This is a genomic window from Mycoplasmopsis pulmonis (assembly GCF_900660575.1).
In the GTDB taxonomy this organism is placed as follows: Bacteria; Bacillota_I; Bacilli_A; order Mycoplasmatales; family Metamycoplasmataceae; genus Mycoplasmopsis_B; species Mycoplasmopsis_B pulmonis.
In genome coordinates this window covers 359,412-380,952 of sequence record NZ_LR215008.1, presented here as the reverse complement: position 1 = coordinate 380,952, position 21,541 = coordinate 359,412, and the positions used below count along the sequence as shown (strand labels likewise).

At 27.1% G+C, this 21,541-nt stretch carries 20 protein-coding genes and 1 other RNA gene; 14 read left to right on the top strand and 7 right to left on the bottom strand.

The window, feature by feature from the left end; genetic code table 4:
• Window position 1: 1 nt before the first annotated feature.
• The 4 genes from rnpB to EXC36_RS01590 form a co-directional block, all read right to left on the bottom strand.
• An RNA gene (rnpB, locus tag EXC36_RS01605) (RNase P RNA component class B) lies at window positions 2-292 on the bottom strand.
• Between the two features lie 184 nt (window positions 293-476).
• A complete protein-coding gene (locus EXC36_RS01600) occupies window positions 477-1,175 on the bottom strand; it encodes a pseudouridine synthase (protein ID WP_010925141.1) in 699 nt (232 codons plus the stop codon).
• A 1-nt stretch (window position 1,176) separates the two neighbouring features.
• Window positions 1,177-1,845: a phosphorylase family protein gene (locus EXC36_RS01595; protein ID WP_050780366.1), complete on the bottom strand. Its 669-nt coding sequence runs from the start codon at window positions 1,843-1,845 to the stop codon at window positions 1,177-1,179.
• Window positions 1,838-2,920 (bottom strand): nicotinate-nucleotide adenylyltransferase, encoded by a 1,083-nt coding sequence (locus tag EXC36_RS01590; RefSeq protein ID WP_041364040.1) that lies wholly within the window; start codon window positions 2,918-2,920, stop codon window positions 1,838-1,840. Before EXC36_RS01590 ends, EXC36_RS01595 begins: the two co-directional genes overlap by 8 nt.
• A 125-nt stretch (window positions 2,921-3,045) precedes the next feature.
• Here EXC36_RS01590 and EXC36_RS01585 point away from each other — a divergent pair, with 125 nt between their 5' ends.
• The 8 genes from EXC36_RS01585 (at window position 3,046) to EXC36_RS01550 (ending at window position 8,875) form a co-directional block, all read left to right on the top strand.
• Window positions 3,046-3,876 (top strand): hypothetical protein, encoded by an 831-nt coding sequence (locus EXC36_RS01585; protein ID WP_010925138.1) that lies wholly within the window; start codon window positions 3,046-3,048, stop codon window positions 3,874-3,876.
• Window positions 3,877-3,960: 84 nt separating this feature from the next.
• Window positions 3,961-5,223 (top strand): histidine--tRNA ligase, encoded by a 1,263-nt coding sequence (hisS, locus tag EXC36_RS01580; protein WP_010925137.1) that lies wholly within the window; start codon window positions 3,961-3,963, stop codon window positions 5,221-5,223.
• On the top strand, window positions 5,216-6,919 hold the full coding sequence (gene aspS / locus EXC36_RS01575; RefSeq protein ID WP_129690151.1) for an aspartate--tRNA ligase: 1,704 nt from the start codon (window positions 5,216-5,218) through the stop codon (window positions 6,917-6,919). Before hisS ends, aspS begins: the two co-directional genes overlap by 8 nt.
• A 77-nt stretch (window positions 6,920-6,996) precedes the next feature.
• The gene (locus tag EXC36_RS01570; protein ID WP_010925135.1) at window positions 6,997-7,269 is read left to right on the top strand and encodes a hypothetical protein; all 273 of its coding nucleotides are present in this window, start codon (window positions 6,997-6,999) and stop codon (window positions 7,267-7,269) included.
• Between the two features lie 231 nt (window positions 7,270-7,500).
• On the top strand, window positions 7,501-7,800 hold the full coding sequence (gene rplU, locus EXC36_RS01565) for a 50S ribosomal protein L21 (RefSeq protein WP_010925134.1): 300 nt from the start codon (window positions 7,501-7,503) through the stop codon (window positions 7,798-7,800).
• A gap of 11 nt (window positions 7,801-7,811) precedes the next feature.
• A complete protein-coding gene (rpmA, locus tag EXC36_RS01560; protein WP_010925133.1) occupies window positions 7,812-8,069 on the top strand; it encodes a 50S ribosomal protein L27 in 258 nt (85 codons plus the stop codon).
• A gap of 69 nt (window positions 8,070-8,138) precedes the next feature.
• Window positions 8,139-8,405, top strand: a complete 267-nt coding sequence (gene rpsO, locus EXC36_RS01555; RefSeq protein WP_010925132.1) for a 30S ribosomal protein S15 — start codon at window positions 8,139-8,141, stop codon at window positions 8,403-8,405.
• Window positions 8,406-8,473: 68 nt separating this feature from the next.
• The gene (locus EXC36_RS01550) at window positions 8,474-8,875 is read left to right on the top strand and encodes a CinA family protein (RefSeq protein WP_010925131.1); all 402 of its coding nucleotides are present in this window, start codon (window positions 8,474-8,476) and stop codon (window positions 8,873-8,875) included.
• A gap of 19 nt (window positions 8,876-8,894) precedes the next feature.
• Here EXC36_RS01550 and EXC36_RS01545 read toward each other — a convergent pair whose 3' ends face one another.
• The 3 genes from EXC36_RS01545 to rpmF all read right to left on the bottom strand — a co-directional run bounded on the left by EXC36_RS01545 (window position 8,895) and on the right by rpmF (window position 10,550).
• Window positions 8,895-9,578 carry a YgjP-like metallopeptidase domain-containing protein gene (locus EXC36_RS01545; protein ID WP_165152509.1) on the bottom strand — a complete coding sequence of 228 codons (684 nt, stop codon included), beginning with the start codon at window positions 9,576-9,578 and terminating at the stop codon, window positions 8,895-8,897.
• Complete coding sequence (locus tag EXC36_RS01540) at window positions 9,544-10,290, bottom strand: nuclease-related domain-containing protein (RefSeq protein ID WP_010925129.1); 747 nt, start codon at window positions 10,288-10,290, stop codon at window positions 9,544-9,546. Before EXC36_RS01540 ends, EXC36_RS01545 begins: the two co-directional genes overlap by 35 nt.
• 74 nt (window positions 10,291-10,364) lie before the next feature.
• Window positions 10,365-10,550 carry a 50S ribosomal protein L32 gene (rpmF, locus tag EXC36_RS01535; RefSeq protein ID WP_010925128.1) on the bottom strand — a complete coding sequence of 62 codons (186 nt, stop codon included), beginning with the start codon at window positions 10,548-10,550 and terminating at the stop codon, window positions 10,365-10,367.
• 347 nt (window positions 10,551-10,897) lie between these two features.
• Between rpmF and EXC36_RS01530 the strand changes: the two genes are divergently transcribed.
• The 6 genes from EXC36_RS01530 (at window position 10,898) to EXC36_RS01505 (ending at window position 21,481) form a co-directional block, all read left to right on the top strand.
• On the top strand, window positions 10,898-12,793 hold the full coding sequence (locus tag EXC36_RS01530) for a P68 family surface lipoprotein (protein WP_129690148.1): 1,896 nt from the start codon (window positions 10,898-10,900) through the stop codon (window positions 12,791-12,793).
• 27 nt (window positions 12,794-12,820) lie between these two features.
• Complete coding sequence (locus EXC36_RS01525; protein ID WP_129690146.1) at window positions 12,821-13,333, top strand: adenine phosphoribosyltransferase; 513 nt, start codon at window positions 12,821-12,823, stop codon at window positions 13,331-13,333.
• Between the two features lie 2 nt (window positions 13,334-13,335).
• Window positions 13,336-15,177, top strand: coding sequence for an oligoendopeptidase F (gene pepF / locus EXC36_RS01520; RefSeq protein WP_010925125.1), 1,842 nt, complete (start codon window positions 13,336-13,338; stop codon window positions 15,175-15,177).
• 112 nt (window positions 15,178-15,289) lie between these two features.
• Entirely contained in the window at window positions 15,290-17,143 is a 1,854-nt protein-coding gene (locus EXC36_RS01515; protein WP_129690144.1) for a P68 family surface lipoprotein, read from the top strand.
• 184 nt (window positions 17,144-17,327) lie between these two features.
• Complete coding sequence (locus tag EXC36_RS01510; RefSeq protein ID WP_010925123.1) at window positions 17,328-19,256, top strand: P68 family surface lipoprotein; 1,929 nt, start codon at window positions 17,328-17,330, stop codon at window positions 19,254-19,256.
• Between the two features lie 317 nt (window positions 19,257-19,573).
• Window positions 19,574-21,481 (top strand): P68 family surface lipoprotein, encoded by a 1,908-nt coding sequence (locus EXC36_RS01505; protein ID WP_129690143.1) that lies wholly within the window; start codon window positions 19,574-19,576, stop codon window positions 21,479-21,481.
• The last annotated feature ends 60 nt before the right edge of the window (window positions 21,482-21,541 follow it).

Sequence of the window (21,541 nt, the reverse complement as noted above, 5' to 3'; positions counted from 1 at the left end):
CATTTATAAGCCGCTTTTTGTAGGATTTTTAATCCTTGTCAATTATTTATCTAAGTAATTTTTATTATTTTAAAAATTACCTCTTTTGCTTAGTTCATTTACCTTGCAAAAGTTCCTCTACCAAAATTTGAGTTTCTAGCTCGTGGAGTTTACCGCGTTTCACTTTTCTCGTCTCTGTGGCACTTGTCGTCTAGGCTTGGATTTATTAGATCCAACACGATCACTACAACCATCGCAGGCTGTGCTAGAGCGGACTTTCCTCTAATTATAAAATCAGCAATTGACCAATGCGCTTTCAATTATATATAAAAATAAAATTTGCTTTTAAAGTTATTTTTAACTTTACAGGCTTTTAAAATTTCTTAATATTCAATTAAAAAAGTTATTTTTCTTATAACAAAAATCTTTATTTACAAAAACATTAACATTTTTATAAATAAAGATTTTTAGCTTTTTAAAAAGTTATTTTTAAGAGACTAATCTCTTGTTAGAGCTTTTAGAGTTTTGATTTCTTTAAAGGTTAATTTTCTAAAATATCCCTCTGGTAAGTTATCAATTGTTATAGGTCCAAAAGCAAGTCTTTTTAACTTAACAACTTTTCTATTTACCTTTTCGAAAATTTTTTTAACATGGTGATAAGAGCCTTGATGAAGTTCAACTAAATAAGATTTTTTTTCAACTTGTAAAACTTTGTGAATTGATAATTTTTTATCAATATATATTTTTTCTTCATTTAGATAAATTAGTTCTTTTTCTTCTAAGGGTATATCCAATTTACAATGATATAACCTTTTGATTTGATATTTTGGATGAAGAAGTTTTTGAGTAAGATCTCCATCATTTGTAAGGATCAAAACACCAGTTGTGTTATAGTCAAGTCTTCCGACTGGATAAACTCGAGATTTTGATTTAACTAAATCAGTTACAACTTGACGGTTTTTTTCATCCTTAGTTGATGAAATAGTTTTAGGTGGTTTATGAAGCAAATAATATTCTTTTTCATTTTCTTTTTCAACAAGAATTTTTCCATTAATTTCAATGATATCTTGATCACTAACTATTTGACCTATTGTTGCAAAAGATGAATTAACTTTTACTTTGTTTTGTAAAATCAAAGCCTCAGCTTGTCTTCTTGAACAATAACCAAGATGTGCAATTCTTTTTTGGATTTTCATATTACATTTTTCCTAATATTTCAAACAAACTTTCAAGGGCTAAATTTGAAGCTTTATTAATTCTTTTGTTGATATCATCTATTTCTATTTTTGAGCCTTGATTTTGAATAACATCACTTACTGCTTTAATACTTACAAGTTTGACTTTGTTATAAAAACAAACTTGGGCCATAGCAGCTAGTTCCATATCAAAAAGTCAGTATTTTATATTCTCATCTAATATCTTAAGAGTGCTAAGATCACTTACAAAACTAGAGCCTGAAAAAATATGAGCTTTTTGTAAAGAATTTTCAAAAGTTGTTAAATCAAAAAATCTTTTTTCTCCTGGAGTTTGACCAATTGGATATCAAGGTGTAGCAACATCTCAAAAACTTGCTTTTTCAATTTGATAAACTTTAAAAAGATCATCTTTAATTACAGAGCCTACTGCTCCAAAATTAAAGATTATTTCAGGACTATATTTATTTATTAAATCTTGAGTTGTTAGCGCTGAATTTACAAGACCAATTCGAGAGTGAACACAAACTAAAGTGATGTTGTTTTTTCTAAAAAAATAATATTCTTTTGCCTTAGAATATTCTTTTTTTATAAGCTCAAAATTATGATTTTGAAGATTGACAAATTCATTTGGATCAGCTACTATTAGATAAAAAATTTTCTCATTATTCATTGATGATTCTTTCAAATCTTTTTTGTTCTTCTAATGAAAGTTTGTTTTCTTTTTTTAATTTTTCAACTGTTTTTTCTACAATATTTTTAAAGCCTTTATTAAAGTCTTTTAAAATTAATTCTCTATCTTTTTGAATTCCAGGATATTTTCTTCCATTAGCTAATTTATCAGCTGCATAAACTATTTTATCTAAAGTTAAAATTTGTTTTCCTTCAAGGGTTGTGTGCTTTGAAATCGCCTCATATACTTCATTGTTATGACAATTGTAATAATGTCTAACTCAAGTAGCTCCGCTATGCTGATGAAGTTTATGATAGTCAAAACTAGCTTCATCTTTTTTACCATGTTTTATTAAAAATTTTCTATGTTTTTGTTCATCTCATTCTTTGGTAATATCATGCATTAGCGCTGCATTATAGGCAATGTTTTGATCGAAGTTAATTTTCTTTGCATATTCTCTAGCTGCATTTGCAGCTGCAATAGAGTGCTTAGAACGATAAATTGAAAGAGTACTTTTTACTATTGAATTTATATATAAAAAGTTGTTGCCAATATATTCGTTAACTTTTTGATCAAGATGAGTAAAATCACCTTTTTTTACATCACTTGAAGCAAATTCTAAAATGTCATTTTTCATAATTATTGCATTGTATTTTTTAGCATTAATTTTTGAAAAACTTTTAGTTCGTCTTGCCACTAATATTTGAGCATTTTGGGCAATTCATTCAATCTTTTTTCATTTATTTAAATTTTTTAAATTATCACTTCCAATAATTAAAAAAATTTCATCATTTGGATATTTTTGTAAAAAATACTCAAGTGTATCTTTTGTATAACTAGGACATTTTCTATTAATTTCAAAATCAGAGATTTCTTGTTTTTCCTCTAGTACAAGCTTTAACATATTTACCCTATGTTCAGAGCTTGCCATGTCCTTGCTAGTTTTTAAAGGATTTTTTCAAGTTGGAACAAAAATAACTTTGTCAAGATTAAAATTATCAATAGCATATTTTGCTATTTTGCTATGTCCCTTGTGAATTGGGTCAAAACACCCACCATAAATTGCAATTCTCATATTTTTTAAAACTTTCAATATTTTTTTAGTTTGTTAAGTTTACATTATTTAATAAAATAAGTTAATTTTATAAAAAAATAGCCTCTAAAACTTATAAATTATTTTATTTTGCTAAAATAGATAAAATGTCAAAAAAAAATAGAACAACTTTAGATGAAAAAATGGAAGAGCTCAAAAGAAAATTAGAAATTTTTGAAAATTCTAATTTTGTTGAAAAGGGTCAATGAGCTCATCAACCTGATAGTCTAAAAAGATATAAAAATCCTAATAAAGCAAAAATATCAAATTGAAAAAATAAAGAAGATTTTTATAGTGACTACAAAAATTCTTCACCAAAAAACAAAGAGCAACTTTACTCAATGACAAAAAGAGTTGTTTTCTTAAATGAAAACCATAAAGAAACTTTTTTTAAGAAAGTTTTGAGTAAAAAAAATTTTCTTTTAACTCTTTGAATTACATCAATATTTTTAATTTTTTTTGCTATTTCACTTTCTCTTTGAATCATCCTAAAAAAAGATGTCGAAAAAACAGCTCCAGTTTATCTTTTAACTAGCTTTTTTGTTTTAATAGCACTTCTTTTATCTTTTTATTTTTTGTTTAAACAAATGAAAATTTTGTATTTCAAAAATTCATTTTACAAAAACTATTTCGGTAAATGATATAGCTTTAAAAATCCTAAATTTGAATTTTCAAAAGAAAAAGAATTACTTGAATTTTTATCTCATCAGAAAGCTCCAGATGAATTTGAAGATCTTTTTAGTCATCAAGATTGACTTAATTTTCAAGTACTTTTTTTTAGAGAATATTTCTTTTTTGATGGAATCAATCCAAACTACAAATACAAGATGAAATTTTCAATTTTGTCAATTTGATTTATGACATTAATTGCATTGATTATTATCTTCTTTATTTTAGGAACTTTGTTTTTAATTTTGGCAATTATTTCAATTGCTTAATAACAATAACTTTATAAATTTTTATTAATCTAAAATGTATAATTTTGAATATTTTTAAAGGCAAAATATTATGAAAGGCTTAAGGTGAAATTTCAAAAATTAAAAGGGACTAGAGACTATTATTTTCAAGATTCTAACAAATTAGAAATAATTAGAAATGCTTTTTTTACAAGTGCAAAAAAATTTAATTTTTCTTTTTTAGAAACACCTATTATTGAAAATGTTGAACTCTTTAAAAGAACAAGTGGAGACTTTAGTGATCTTGTAAAAAAAGAGCTCTATAGTTTTGAAGATAAATCAAAAAGACAAATAGCTCTAAGACCTGAAGGAACAGCTCCTGCACTAAGGGCAATAGTTGAAAATAATTTATTACAAAAACATAATAAGTTTTTTTATTTTGGTCCAATGTTTCGTTATGAAAATCCCCAAAAAGGAAGACAAAGACAATTCTTTAGTGGCGGTATTGAATGACTAGAAAAACAAAGCCCTTTTACAAATATTGAAATCATTTTTTTTGCCAAAAATTTTTTAGATACTTTAAAAATTGATGACTATGAAATTGTGATTAATTGAATAGGCCATCCTGAGCAAAGGAAAAACTATTTAGATCATTTAAAAAACTACTTAAATCAATTTGAAAATCAACTTGAGGAGATTTCAAAAGAAAGACTAAAAAACAATGCTCTAAGAATTTTAGATGACAAAATAGAATCACAAAAAGCCTTTGTCAAAAATGCACCTAAAATTCATGATTTTTTACCAAAAGAATCTCTTGAAAATTTTTATCAATTACAAGATTTATTTAAAAAATTTGATATTAAATTTAAAGTAGATCCCTTTCTTGTTAGAGGTCTAGATTACTATAGTGATTTTGTCTTTGAATTTGTTTCAACAAATCAAAATTTAGGAGCTCAAAAAACTCTTTTAGGTGGAGGAGTTTATTCATCACTTTTAAAAGAACTTGGTGGAGAAAATATTGAAGGAATTGGCTTTGGTTTTGGTCTTGAAAGGATCATGGAAGTTATTGACTTAAATAACTTTAAAGATGATGCAAAAAAAATAACTGCTTTTGCATCAAATGAAGATGATTTAATAGCACTTTTAAAACTAAGAAATAACTTTGGTGATTTAATAAAAATTGATTGCATAAATAAAGTAGTTAATTTTAAAAAAATCTTCAAATCAAAACAAATAAAAGAAAGTGATTTTTTAATTTTTAAAGAGTTAAATAATGCTCAAAATGAAGTGAGTTTAAAAAATAAATTTAATGACCAAAAACTAGTTGTGGATCTAATTAATCCCAACATTGAAAATATTAAAAAATATATTAAGGAAAACAGTGATTAAAAAATATAAAAACAATGAAATAACAAGCAAAAATGTAGGTGAGGAATTAACTCTTTTTGGTTGGATTCAAAATGAAAGAAAATTTGGAAAATTAACTTTTATTGATTTAAGAGATATGCACGGAATTATCCAAATTGTTTTTGATAATTTAACTTCTAAATTAGGTTTTGAAACAATCCTAAAAGTTAAGGGAAAAGTTGTTCTTAGAAAAGAAAAAAATCCAAATCTACAATCAGGTGAAATTGAAGTGCATGTAAGTGAATATGAAGTTTTAAATACTTCAAAAGAGCTACCATTTTTAATTAGAGATGATGACAATTCAAAGGAAGAGACAAAACTACAATATCGCTTTTTAGATCTAAGAAAACCAATCAACACTAAAAAGATTATTTTTAGATCAAAGTTTATTAATGCACTAAGAACTTTTTTAATTGAAAATGATTTTGTTGAAATTGAAACACCAATTTTATCAAAATCAACTCCTGAAGGGGCAAGAGATTTTTTAGTTCCTACAAGAAATAAAAATAAATTCTTTTCACTTCCTCAATCACCTCAACTTTATAAACAATTATTAATGGCCTCTGGTTTTGAAAGATATTTCCAAATAGCACGTGCTTTTAGAGATGAAGATAGTAGAAAAGATCGTCAACCAGAATTTTCACAACTTGATATAGAAATTTCTTTTCAAGATGAAAAAGTTTTACATTCAATAACTGAGAAAATGCTAGTTTATGCTTTTGAAAAAATGAACATTAAAATTGAAGCTCCTTTTGAAAGACTTTCTTTTGATTATGTGATGCAAAATTATGGAAGTGACAAACCTGATTTAAGATATGAAGTTAAAATTCAAGATTTAAAAAAATACTTTGAAAAAAGTTCCTTTGAAATCATCTCATCTAAAAAATTTATCAAGGGTCTTTTTATAAAAGAAATTATCACTAAAAATGACTTTAAAACATTAGAGGAAATTGCCAAAAAAAATGGAGCTAATATTTTGTTTTACTCAAGTGTAGAACAAGGAAAAATTTCAAGGACAAACTTTGCAAATAAAGACAAAGAAAGTGTTGAAAAAATAATTGAAGATTTTTCAATTGAAAATGGAACATTTTTTATAGTAGCTAGTGACTTTGAAAATAAAGTTCTTTTATCATTAGGGGCAACAAGAGTTGAGCTAAATTCTATTTTTAAATGAGCAAATAAGGATCAATATAAATTTGCTTGAATTATTGATTGACCACTTTTTGAATATGATGAAAACACAAATACTTATAGTCCTTCACATCACCCATTTACAATGTATGATGAATCAACTCTAGTTGATGGAAAAATTTCCTATGAAAAAACCAAAGCTAAATCATATGACTTAGTTTTAAATGGATATGAACTAGTTTCAGGTTCTGTTAGAATTTACAAAAAAGAAATTCAAGCTCAAATTTTTAAATTACTAAATTTATCACAAAAAGAAATTGAAGATAAATTTGGTTTTTTCCTAAAAGCCTTTGACTATGGCCTTCCTCCTCATTGTGGTCTTGCCTTTGGTATTGAACGTCTTATTATGATCATGACTCAAAGTGAATCAATTAGAGAAGTTATAGCTTTTCCAAAAACCTCAAGTGGACAAGCTCTTATGGAAGATGCTCCTTCACTAGTTTCAGAAGAGCAATTAAAAGAAGTTTTTCTAAAAGTGGAAAAATAATAAGGTTTTTCTCAAATTTGTTTTTTTATTAGATTTCTTTTGTAATTTAGGAAATACTAGATTGGAAGGAGGTTAAAATGGAAACAAATGGTTTTGTTAAAATGAAAGCTGAAGAAGAATCCAATGTCTATGGAGGATCTGTTTTAGTTGCTTTAGGACTAATACCCGGACTTGTCACAGCGGCTGTGTCTTTAGTTCAAACAATTAGATCCTTTACTTCAACAAAAGGTGAAGTAAAAAGCAAAGATTTTTCATACAAATGAGACAATGAGCGTCAAAATGAAAGCTCGAGCGCTTCTAAAAAAACAACAAATTCAAATACTGGTATTCCAGTATACTTTACATACTAATTTTTGTTAATTAAGTATTATTAATTATTAATTTTCTATGTTTTCCTCACTCAAATAATAAGTAGCTGCAAAACCTTAAAACTTAGGTTTTTGAGCTACTTATTTTTTTATTTTTAAAATTAAAAAATGTTATAATTGCCAAGTTACCCTGTAACCATACCAAAAGGGTTTGTCAAATCTTTAAATATAAAGTACCCCAAGGATGATATATATAATACTAGGAGTATAATAATGTACGCTATTATTGAAGTAGGTGGCAAACAACTTTTAGTCAAAGAACAAGAAGTTATCTTTACAGAAAAAATCGAAGGTAATGCCGGAGAAAAAGTAGAATTTGATAAAGTCTTGCTTTTTGGAGATAAAGTTGGAAGACCATATTTAGAAAAAGTCAAAGTAATTGGTGAAATCCAAAAACAAAGTAAACACAAAAAAATTATTGTTTATAGACATAACGCAAAATCAACTCATAAAAGAAAACTAGGTCATAGACAACCTTATACAAGAGTTAAAATTTTAGAAATCAAAGGTTAGGTGTATAAAAAATGGCAAAAACAAAAGCTGGTGGTTCGACTAGAAATGGCCGCGATTCCAAAGGTAGAAGACTAGGTGCTAAATTAGGTGATGGTCAATTTGCTCTTGCGGGATCAATAATTTATAGACAAAGAGGAACTAAAATTTTCCCTGGTCAAAACGTAGGTAGAGGTAATGACGATACTTTATTTATGTTAGTTGATGGTTATGTTAAATATGAAAAAAGAAGAAACAGAAAATACGCTAGTGTTTACCAAGAAAAAAAATAATTTAATTTTCTTGATCAATTTTATGCTTGGTTAAAATAGTTTTATTTTTGCTAGGTTTAGAAAGGAAAAATGACAGATAAAAAACTTGTTAAGGAATTAGCCATTGAATTTGGTGGTTCTGAAAAAAATGTTGGTGCTATTGAAGTTCAAATTGCGATTTTAACCCATGATATTGAAAGACTTAAAATCCACTTTGAAACAAACAAAAAAGATAAACATTCAAAAAGAGGTTTTATAGCTAAAATTAACAAAAGAAAAAAACTTTTGGCTTACCTTAAAGATGTTAATTTCGAAAGTTACCAAACAACTATTCAAAAACTTAAAATTAGAAAATAATTTTTCAATTTGTGTCCTTGTTTTATGAGCAAGGATTTTTTTATAAATAAAACTATTAAGGAATTAATATGAAATTTTGTTCAGTTGAGTCGTTTACAGGTGGACTTTTTGCTAGCAAAATTGTTCAAAGACCTGGAGCTAGTAAATATTTTGCAGGTTCAATAGTGGCCTATTCTAATCAAGTCAAAGAAAAGCTGGGCATCGATACTTCAAAAGGCATCATTAATGCAAATGTGGCTTTAGAAATGGCAAAAAAAGGCAAAGCTTTTTTTGAAGCTGATCTTTGTTTTTCCTTTACAGGAAATGCTGGCCCTGATGCTTGAGATAACAAAGAAGTAGGGTTAGTTTACATTGGAATAAATGATCAAGTCTATGAATTTAAACTTAAAGGATCAAGAGAGCAAATTCAAAATCAAGCTTGTGATTTTGCTCTTGAAAAATTAGATCAGCTCTTAGAAAAACAAATCTAAAGATTTTTACTTTTTTAAACTAATTGTTTTTCTTCATTGCTTTTCAATTAGGGCAATAAAGTGAGACAATCTTTCAAAAATTACTTGAATGGTTTTGCTCTTTATAATGAGCAAGTTCATGAATAATTAAATAGTCTATTCACTCGTAAGATTTTGAACTAGATTTTAGAGCATAGACTATTTTTTTCTTTGAAACATAATTTGAAGCTCATGATCTATTTTTTTCTCTAACTTCAATTGAATGCTCTGGTACTCCCATAATCAAGGACCAATATTTTTGTCTAACTTTAAGATATTCTAAAAAAATTTCTTTAATTATTTTTTTAAGATAAATATCTATTTTTTCATATTCTTTTACTCTAATAACTTTTGAAAGATCGGGAATTATTAAAATGTTATTTTTGTAAATAAAAAAAGTTTTTATTCCAAAAAGAAGAAAAAAATTTTCTTCTTTTTGAATTTGAACTTTATCAAAGCTTTTTATTAGCTTAGAAATATGTTTGCTTACAAAGTTTATGATTTCATTATTAGATAATATTTTATTTTTTGGCACTCTTAGAGTTATTTGACCTTTAATTATTGATAAATAAACATTTTTGATATTATGCGTTTTGAGAATTTTTACTTCATATTGTTTTTGACTAATATCTTCAAAAACAAGAGAGTCTTTATCTATTTTTTTTAGGACTATTTCTTCTTGCATAACTAAGGTGTAATTTTTTATTTTGACTAGTGCTTGTTTTGTGTTCATTTAGCTTATTGTTTATATGTTCAATTTCATCATTGGTAATTTTTACTTTCAAAAGATCTTCTAAGCTTTCAAGAGTTCCAATTAACATATTTTCTTTTTCAATTAATGCATGAGCAGGAACATTTGATATTTCAATGCTTTCAATTTTTGAATCAAAAACTATTAGTGAAAGAATTGGAACTTTAATTCCAATAATTTTTAAAATATGATCTATGTGCTTTTTATTTTGAAAAATAACATTTGGAATTTCATAAGTGTTTTGACCTACTCTTTTTGTTCAAAAAGCATCAAAGGCATCTCCACTAATAGAGCCAGTAATTGATTTCATTTCAATAACAATTAAAGCTCTACTTGTAAGTAATATTCCATCTACTTCAAATAAAATTTTATTACTATATTCATACATACTTGAAGGATGGTAAAAAGAATATTTACTTTTTACATATTCAATCAACTGAGAGTTGATTTTCTTTTCAAAATTTGAACCTATCTTTTTAAGCTTTTTAACTTTTAAAAGTTTTTTTACTTTTCAAATTATAAAAAGAACAAAAACTGAAAAAACAAAAAACATCCCAAGAACAATTGCAATCTTGTAATGAGTATTTAATTTAAAACTAGAGATACTTTCACTTGCTATATTTAAAATTTGGTTTAATTTAGGCATATTTTCAATTAGTCTTTATATTTTACAAAAAAATAGAAAGTCTCAACCTTCTATTTTTTTGTAATATTAACATCTTAAGAACTCTTAACTTTTAAAACTTGTCTACCTTTGTAAAAACCACACGATTTACAGGTAACATGAGGAATAGTTTGAACAGAACAGTTTTGACATGAAACTAATGTAGAAACTTTTAGAGCATCATGAGTTTGTCTTTTTCTTTTTCTTTGTTTGGAAGTTTTTCTCTTTGGTACTATAGCCATTAGTCCTCCTTATAATTGTTTTATAGCTAAAACGCTAATTTTAAATTTTGACATTCTTTATAGCTTTTGTAAAATGTTTTCAAAAATGAGCATAAGAATTTTTTTTATTTTACAACATTATTTGATTTTTTTTATAAAAAAATTGATTTTTTTTATTTTCGACAAGCAATAATTTAATTTATTAAAAAATAAAAAACTAAAATTAGTTGTATAATTAAAAGATATTTTTGCAATTTTTATTAACAAAATTATGAGCAAACTATAGCAAAAATATGAATAAATAAAATTAAAAATTAATTTTGTCCATCAATTTTTGTGACAAAATTTTACACTATCTTAGGAGAAAAATGAAAAAAAAGTTTTTTATTGCAGCTAGTGCTTTGCCTGTTTTAGCAATTGCACCAGTTGTAGTTTCGTGTAAGGATGCTACTAGTTTTGATAACAAAGTTGTTTTCCAAACTGCACAAGGTAAAATTTGACCTTTAATGAGAGGTCTTCAACCACTAGTTGATATATATAACGAGACCCAAAAAGGAACAAAAGACTTTTTACCTGTTGAACTTCAAAGTCTTGAAGTTTCAAAATACAATAGTCAAAGAGAACTTTCAAATGGTGTTCAAAGTAGATTAAAATCAGAAAAAAATTCAGAAATTCCAAATCTACTTTTAAGTGACACTTATTCAGCATTTGTTGTAAATCAATTTAATAGATTATTAGACTTTTCTAATACACAAATTACAAAAGATAAATTTGAAGAAAAGTTCTATCAAAATAACAACAAAATTCCTGGTCATCCAGATGAAAAAATCTTTGCAATTCCATTTGACATAGCAACAATTGATGCTCTTGTTTTTAATGTGGATATTATGGCTCATATTTTTGAGCAAATTATAGCAGGTGGAGGAAAAGTTAATCTATCAGCTAACAATGCTTTAAAACAAAAAACTGACAAAGCAAAACAAGAAGGAAATGCTGGAATTCCTGATAATAAAATTTGAAAATATTTAGTTGCATCATCTAATGAAGTTTTTAAAAACTTAGAAGTTACAGATGCTACTTTTGAAAGCCACGAATCATTACAAAAATTTGCTTCAGATCTTTATGAAGGATTAAAACTTAAAGATGATTTAGCTGAAAATGTAAAAAATGAATTAAAAGATTCTAGAGATGCAAGAATTTTTGAAATTGACTACCAAAATGATGCTTTTGGAAAATATCTATATGATAAATTAGGTGGACAACCAGATAAATTCTTATGAAAATTAAAAGACGATCCAACAAAACAAGGTGCTGGTAAAAAATATCTAGAATATACACTTAAAACAGACACTGCTATGCAAGAGCTTTTAAAAAATACATATGAAGAATTTACTAAAGACAATAAAGAAAAAAATCTTTCAACAATAAACAAAAACTTAAGATCAATTTACTACAATAAAAATGGTAATTCTGATTGAGCAACTTGAGATATAAGAAATTATGAAACAGCTTTTGCTTATGCACCAACTGTTGGTCAAAACCAAGTTTACAACACTCCATTTGTTAGAAGAGCTTTTATTGACACAGACAAAAATTTAACTCTAGAACAAAGAGATAAAAAATTCAATCATGAAATCACAAAAAAAGAAGATGTTTTAAGTCTTAAACAAGTTACAAAACAAGGAAAAGATTCAACAAAACAAATTTTCCATGAAGGTGGTTCTTCTATAGTTGCAGTTAAAACAACTGAAAAAAGAGATAAAGCTACAATTAAGTTCTTAGAATGACTATTCTTTGGAGACTTGCCAGAAAAATATAAAAATGATGAAAATCAAGGAAAAGTTGTTTTACAACTAAGAAATACTAGTTCATATGTTATTCCTTTAAAAGACAGAGTTAATGAACAAGAAAGTCAAACTTTAAAAGCTCTAATTGACAAAAAAACAAAAAGAATTGATGAATTAGCTAAAAAAACTGATAGAACTAAAGAAGAAGAAACTGAATACATTCAACTTCAAGATCAACTTCCTTCACTTCAATCTGTAAGTATTTCTCTAGAAGATCTTTTAGCAAGACAAAAAGAAAACAAAGAAACTATTGTTTATCACCATGATGAAAATACATCTCAATTATGATCAACAATTAGTACTATTCTTTTAGATAACACCAAACCAGGAACAGCTAGCAACCCAGCTAAGCAAAAAACAAAAGAAGAGTTTTTCGAAGATATAAAAAGAACCCAATTTTTCCAAGAGAATAACTAAAATTATTGTGCTACAATAATCTACGTTATGAACTTAGAAAAATTTATAAAAAATGTTAAAGATTTTCCTAAACAAGGAATTAATTTTAAAGATATCTCACCTTTGTTAGCCAATGGCCAAGCTTTAAATTACACAATTAAAAAAATGGCCGAACTAGCAAAGGATGCAGATATTATAGTTGGCCCCGATGCAAGGGGCTTTCTTTTTGGAACACCAACTGCTGCTTTTTTGTCTAAGCCATTTATTATGGTTAGAAAAAAAGGAAAACTTCCTGGAGAAGTCATTAAACATGAATATGATCTTGAATATGGAAAAGATATTTTAGAAATTCAAAAAGGAGTGATTAAACCAGGGGATAAAGCCATAATTATCGATGATGTTTTAGCAACTGGCGGAACAACAAAAGCAATTATTGATTTGCTTGAGTCTCAAGGAGCAAAAGTTATAAAAATAATCTTGCTTTTGGAACTAACTAATTTAAATGGAAGGTCCAAATTTGGATCATTACAAGTAGAATCTCTAGTAAAGGTAAGTGTCTAACTATGTCAAAAGAAATAAAAGAATACAAAAAATATAGCGATGTGCCAAAAGAATATCGCTTTGATTTAGACTATCTTTTAGAAGGGAAAACAATTGATCAACTTTTTGATCAATTTTTAGAAAAATCTAAAAAATTAATCAAAATAAAAGATTCAAAATACCAAAACATTGAAAGTTATTTAGAATCTTTAAAACTAGAAGAAGATTTTAATTTACTAAATAACAAAATCATCAATTATATTTCTAATAACATTAGTGTTAATGTAGTTGATTCTCACTTTAGAGAAATTAGTCAAAAATTTGAATTTATGTACTATAGCTTTTTTAATCAAATTGGAGATGAAAATCAAAGAATTTTAGAACATGAAGAAAAAATTACTAAGTGACTTTTAGACCCTAGACTAGCAAGTTATAAAAAAGCTCTTGATTTTGTTTTTAAAAGTAAAAAACACCGCTTAAGCAAGGAAGTTGAAGATTATTTAATTAAAGTTTCAAGAGGTAATATTGAACTTTATAAAGTCTATGGTATTTTAACTAATTCAGAACTTGACTATGGCTATGCTCTTTCAAGTGATGGAAAAAGAAAAATTGAAATTAATTTATCAAATAGATTTAATCTTCTAAAAGACCAAGATGAAAACATTAGAAAAACAACTTATCTAAATTGAAATAAAGCATCTGCTAAACACAAAGAAACTCTTAGTTCACTTTTATACCAACACTTTAGCAAGCTTTCAGCTGATGCTTTGGCTAGAGGATATTCTTCAACTGTAAATTCCTTTTTATTTGAAGATCAAGTTGATGAAAAACTTCTTAAAAATCTCTATGACAAAGTCTCTTCAAACAAAAAAGTTTTCCAAAAATACTATCAAAATTACAAGAAATTTTTCGAAAAGAAAAATTCGAAACAAATGGAAGCTTGAGACATTTATCTACCTCTAGTTGTAGTTGATGAAAAATATTCAATTGAAGAGGCTCAAGATTTAGTTTTAAAATCACTTGAACCTATGGGAAGTGAATACATTTCGAAAGTCAAAGAAGCTTTTAGTTCAAGATGAGTTGACTATCTTCCTGTTAAAAATAAAAGATCAGGAGCTTATTCAATTGGATCAACACATGGAATTGACAAAAAATTCATCCTTATGAATTTTGATGGAACTCTAAATAGTGTTTCAACTCTTTCACATGAAATGGGTCATTCAATGCACTCATATTTTTCAGACAAAACCCAACCTCAATCACTAAGTTCTTATCCTATTTTTCTAGCAGAAATTGCTTCAATTTTTAATGAGCTAATGCTTAAGGATTATCTATTGGAAGTTTCAGAGAATCTAGAGACAAAATTCCATATTCTAAATGAGAGTATTTTAAATTTTGTTGGAACAGTTCATAGACAAACTCTTTGAAGTGAATATGAATATACTTTGTACAATAAAATTGACAAAGGCGAACCAGTGGGAACTTATACAAAAATTGATGAGATTTATGAACAAATTAGCCAAAAATACAAAGTTAGTGATTTAAAAAATCACCATCCAGAAGATGAAAAAAATGTTATTGGAGTTAATGTTCCTCATTTTTACTACCATTTCTATGTTTATAAATATGCAATTGGAATGATAGTTGCCAATGTCTTTTACCAAAAATACAAAGAAGAAGGTAAGCAAGCTCTAGAATTTTACATCAATAAATTCTTAAGTGCAGGTGGAAGAGACTGACCAGTTGAAATTTTAAAAGATGCTGGAATTGATCTTTATGATTCAAAAATTTATGATCTAGCCTTTAAAAATTTTGAACAAACAATAGATCAATTTGTTGAAATAGGAAACAAACTTTTTAAGTAAAAAATTAAAAAAATCAAAAAACTGCCTTTTTTAACCATAAAAAAGCAGTTTTTTTAAATTTTTGATAAAATTAAGTAATCAAGATTAGACTTTAAATTAAGTAGGTGAAATTATGAAAAACAAAAAAATACTCCTTGAAATTAGTTCCATTTCTACATTAGCTTTATCTTCAGTTTTTGTCTCATGTATAAGATCAAATGACTTTAGCGATAAAGTTATTATCCAAACAGCTCAAGGAGCTTCTTGGCCTTTAATGCCTACTTTTCAAAAAGTTGTTGAGCTTTATAACAAAAGTCAAAAAGACACCAATGATTTTCTAGAAGTTGAACTTCAAGATGCAAGTATAACCAAAACTTTTGATGAAGATGAATTGGCTAGAAATGTAACTGCACAATTAAAAGTGGCTAATAACAATAACATCCCTAACTTAATTTTAAATAATCATAAAAGTGCTCATTTAATCAATGAATATCAAAGATTGCTTGATTTTACAGGAACAAAAATTTCAAAAGATCTTTATTTTGAAGGACTTTACAATCTTCACAATAAAGTAATAGGTCAAAGCTCAGAAAAACTTTTTTCAATTCCTTTTAATGTTGCTTCTCTTGACTCACTTGTTTTTAACATTGATATTATGGCTCATATTTTTGAGCAAATTAAAGCAGGTGGAGGAAAAATTAGCCTATCAGAGACCAATCCTTTAAAAATGAAAATTGATAAAGCCAAAACTGAAGGAAACAGTGAAATTCCAGAAGGAAAAATTTGAAGATATTTAATAGCCAAATCCAACAATGCTTATTCAAATTTTAATGTCCAAGATTGACACTTTCAAAGTTATCAAGGACTTCAAGAATTTGCCTCAAAAGTTTATGATGGACTAAAACTTCAAGAAAATTTAAACCCTCAAATTCAAGAAAAACTTCTAAAAGACAAAAATGCCAATATTTTTAAAATTGACTATCAAGAGCTTCCTTTTCAAAAACTGCTTTTTGATAAGATAAACTCTGATAAAGACACAAATAATTTCTTGTGAAATTTAAAAGAAAAAACTGATGCTCAAGGTCAAAAAAAATCTACTTTAGAATACACTATCAATAACAGTCAAGAACTTCAAAACATACTAAAACAAACCTATGAAGAATTTACCAAGGATAACAAACAAACCAACATAATTGGAAGTGGAATTAATGCCAAGAAATTAAATTCAATTCACTATGCAGCTAATGGAAGTGTTGATTGAACAAGTTGAGATATTAGAAACTATAATAGTGCCTTTGGTTTTTCATCTCATGTAGGAATAACTCGCTCTTATGACTCACCTCATTCAAGAAGAACTTACGTTAGTGGAAATGAACAAGAGAAAAAGAAAATAATTGATGATTTTCCAAAATGAGAAGATGTTTATTGAAGCAATCAAGTTACAAAAGTTCAAAAAGACTCAAAACATCCAATTTTCTATGAAGGAGGCTCTTCGCTAGTGGCTATAAAAACCACTAGCAAAAGAGATAAAGCCACCATTAAATTCTTAGAGTGAATTTATGAGGCAAACATTCCTGGAACAAATCAAAAAGTTTGATCATTTTTACAAAATGGAAGCTCTTATGTTTTCCCAACAAAACAAGCTGTAACCGATAAAGCCAAAGCTGATTTAGAATCTTTAATTAGCTCTAAGGAAAAAGAACTAGAAAGTTTAAAAAACTTAGCCAATCCAACACAAGAGCAAAGTAAAAGAAAAGATCAAATTGAAGATGAAATTGGTCCTTTAAGAGCTGCTAATTTATCACTTGAGGATATTTTGAATATTAAAAAACAAAATCAAAAAACTTTGAATATTCAAAATGATGATTTGACAATTAGAGTCATTTCTACCATAGCAACTCTTTTATTTAACACAACTTTAAATGATCCTAAAAAAGTCTCTTCAGAAGAATTTTTAGAAACAATAATGCGAATGCTAAAACATTAATTTCAAATTTCACAATTTTTTTACAATTGTGAAATTTTTATTCATTTTTTTACAAAATTTAATTTTTTTATTTAAATCACTAATTAATAAGTTGATAATAAGAGTCTATTGAAATTTTTGAAAGTTAACCTTTCAAAATAAAAGAGCAAAAAATAAATAAATTAAATTTAAAAAAGGAATAAAAATGAAAAATAAAAAGAAACTTTTAGTTTCCTCTGCTATGACATCTTTTTTAGTTTTAGCGCCAATAGCTATTTCTTGTAAACAAAATGAACAGACAAAAACTCAAAATCAAGATTCAAAAACCCAAAATCAAGTTGGAGAAACATTTGATAATAAAGTTGTTTTTCAAGCAGCTCAAGGAGCTGGTTGACCATTGATGATTGGACTAAGAGAAGTTATAAAAATTTACAATGAAGATCATAAAAATGACCCTGATTTTCTACCAGTTGAGCTTCAAGATCAAACAATAACAAAAACTTTTGGAGAAGATGCTCTAGTAAGAAACATCCTTGAAAAGTTTTATCACAAAAAAAACAGTGAAATTCCAAACATTTTACTTAATAGCCCAGGTGGAGCTTTTTTAGTTAATCAATATGAAAGACTTTTAAATCTTGAAAACTCAAAAATTAATGGAGATCTTTTTGGAAAAGCTCTTCGAAAAACTCACAGTAAAATTCCAGGCTCAGATATAGAAAAGCTTTATGCAATTCCCTTTGACATTTCTACAATAGAGGGCTTAGTTTTTAACATAGACATTATGGCTCATATTTTTGAACAAATTAGAGCAGGTGGTGGAAAAATTAACTTGTCAGAGACAAATGCTTTAAAAACTAAAATTGACCAAGCTAATCAAAAAGGAAACACTTCAATTCCTGAAGGAAAAATGTGAAAATACTTAGTTGTTAAATCTAATGAATCTTTTAAAGGATATGAAGTTAATGATGATTCATTTGACACCTATGAAGGACTTCAAGAATTTGCCTCAAAAGTCTATGATGGTTTAAAACTTAAAGATGATTTATCTGATGAAATCAAAGAAAAAATACTTCAAGGTCAAGATGCAAAAGTTTTTAGAATGGACTATCAAAATGCAGCTTTTGGTAAATTTCTTTACGATAGATTAGATGCCTATGATGGTAAAAATCCTTATCTATGAAACTTTGAAAAAGATCAAGCAACTGGAAAAGAAGGAAAGCACTTAGATTACAACTTCAAAAAAGATGAGAGAATTAAAAACATTTTACTTGAGGCTTACCAAGACTTTACTAAAGACAATAAAGTTACAAATGTTTTAGGAGAAGGACTTAAAGCCAAAAAATTTAGATCAATTTACTATTCAACTAAAGGTAACACTGATTGATCAACTGGTGATATTCTAAGATACAACACAGCCTTTGCTTATGTTCCTCATCTAGGTTACAATGGTTCATATGCTACTTATACAATAAGAAAAGATCATCTTAGAAATGTTCAAGGTAGCCAAAAAGAGCTAGAAGATAAATGACAAGAAATTCAAAAAGACTACACTAAAGAAGATGATGTTTATTACACAAGACAAACTACAAGAATGAAAAAAGGCTCACAAAAAGCAATTTTTAATTATGGTGGTTCTTCATTAGTTACTATAAAAACTAGTGAAAAAAGAGACAAAGCTACAATTAAATTTTTAGAGTGAATTTTTACAGGTGATCTTTCAACAAAACATGGCGGAGGAAAAGTTAAGGACTTACTAAGAAATAGAAGTAGATACATAGTTCCAACCGTTGATAGAGTAACTGAAGAAGAAAGAGATAAAATCGTAAAAGTAATTGAAGAAAAAACTAAAATATTTAAAGATTTAGAAGCCAAAGAAAACAAAACTGAGCAAGAAATCCAAACAATGGAAAAAGCTCAAGAGGAAAGAAATTACTTAATGGCTGTTAGACTTACTCTTGATGATATTTTAGAATCTATAAAAAGAAATGAATATAATAGAGCAAACCACACTGATGGTTATACAACAAAAGTTTGAGGAACAATAAGTAGATCCCTTCTTGATAGCACTAGAAATGGAGGACGTAAAACTTCATCTAGTGATCTTTGAGAAGAAATTAAAAAAATTCAAGAATAAGCTTTTTAGCACAAAATTAATAAAATTTTAATCTTTTTTTTAAGTTGGTTTTTTCTTACAAGCAATTAAAAAATATATTCCAACTAATTTAAAATAGTTGGTTTTTTTGTATTTCGAAAAGCTTTTTATTACTTTTTTAAGCAACTTGAAAAATTAAATGTGAAATTTTAATTCATTTTTTCAGGAATTTAACTTTTTATTTTAATGCTTAGCTAAAAAGGTGATAATTTAAAAGTTAATATTTTTTTCGAAAGAAACCCTTTCGAAATACAAGAGTAAAAAATAAATAAAATAAAATTAAAATAAAAGGAACAAAAATGAAAAATAAAAAGAGATTTTTAGTTTCAGCTGCTTTTGCAGCTTTTTTAGCTTTGACTCCCATTGTTGTTTCATGTAAACAAGGAGAAAGTTCAAAAAAATTAAACTTCCAAGCAGATAGTTTTGAAGATAAAGTTGTTTTTCAATCAGCTCAAGGTACAATTTGGCCTCTTATGACTGGTCTTAGTGAGCTTATCAAAATTTATAATCAAGAATATAAAAATGACGCTGATTTTTTACCAGTTGAGTTACAAGATCAATCAATTACAAAAACTTTTAGTGAAGATACTCTAGCAAGAGATACTCTTTCAAAAATTCATGGTGGAAATAACAATGACATTCCAAATATTTTGTTAAATAACCCAAGTGGTGCTTTTTTGATTAGTCAATATGAAAGACTTTTAGACTTTGAAGGAACTAAGATTAAAGGTGAACTTTTTGGAGAGGTTCTTAGAAAAACTCATAGTAAAATTCCAGGTTCAAATGTAGAAAAATTATATGCTCTTCCTTTCGATGTAACTACAGTTGATGCCGTGCTTTATAACCTTGACATTATGGCTCATATTTTTGAACAAATTAGAGCAGGTGGAGGAAAAGTTAACTTGTCAGAGACCAATCCACTAAAAATGAAAATTGACAAAGCTAAAACTGAAGGAAACAGTGAAATTCCAGAAGGAAAAATTTGAAGATATTTAATGGCCAAATCCAACCAAGCCTTTAGTGGTTATGAAGTAAAAGATGAAACTTTTGAAAGTTATGAGGCAATTCAAGAATTTGCCTCAAAAGTCTATGATGGCCTTGAACTACAAAAAAATTTATCAGATGAAATAAAAGCTAAAATAGCTAGTGATGCAGATGCTAAAGTATTTAGAATGGACTATCAAGATCTAACCTTTGGTAAATTTTTATATGATAGACTAAATGCCTATGAAGGAAAAAATCCTTATCTTTGAGACTTTGAAAATCCAGATCCAAGCAAAGGAATAACCGGAAGAAACTTAAAATACAATTTTAAAAATGATCCAAGAGTTAAAGAAATTTTCCTAAATGCCTACAATGATTTTGTCAAAGACAATAAACAAAAAATAGTTTCAGGTTCAGGAACTAGCGCTAAAAGATTAAAATCTATTTACTATTCAACTAAAGGTCACAATGACTGATCAGGTAGTGATGTTACAAGATATAATAGCGCTTTTGCCTATACAACTAAACTTGGTTATACCAACTATTACAACTCATCTACATTAAAACAATCTGTTCTTAGAGGCTTTAGTGGAAATGCTCAAGAACAAGAAAAAAGATGAAAAGATCTTGAAAAAGGCTTTACTAGAATAGAAGATTTTTGACTAACTAGACAAACAACAAAGCTACAAAAAAATTCACAAAATAGACTTTTTAACTATGGAGGCTCTTCACTAGTTGCTATAAAAACTACCCAAAAAAGAGACAAAGCCACCATTAAATTCTTAGAGTGAATTTTTACAGGAGATCTTCCTGAAAAACATGGCGGTGGAAAAGTTAAGGACTTACTAAGAAATAGAAGTAGATATATAGTTCCTACTGCAGATAAAATCTCAGAACAAGAAAGAGACAAAGTACAAAAACTAATAGATGAGCAAGATAAATTATTTAAAGATCTTAAAGCCAAAGAAAACAAAAGCGCTGAAGAAATTGCTCAAATGGACAAAGCTGAAGAGCAAAGAAATTATTTAATCTCAGCTAGACTTACAATTGATGATATTTTAGCCTCAGTAAAAGCTAAAGAACAAACTAGATTTATCTACAATGATGATTACACAAGTCAAATATGAACTAAAATTACTCAAATTTTACTTAATTCAACTAAAAGTGGAGAAAAACCTCTAACAAAAGAAGAGTTTTGAGCAGAGCTAGAAAAAATTCAATAAAAACTTTAGTTACTTTGGCCCCTAGCAACTTTGTTTGTTATTTTTAAAAAATGTGGAAAT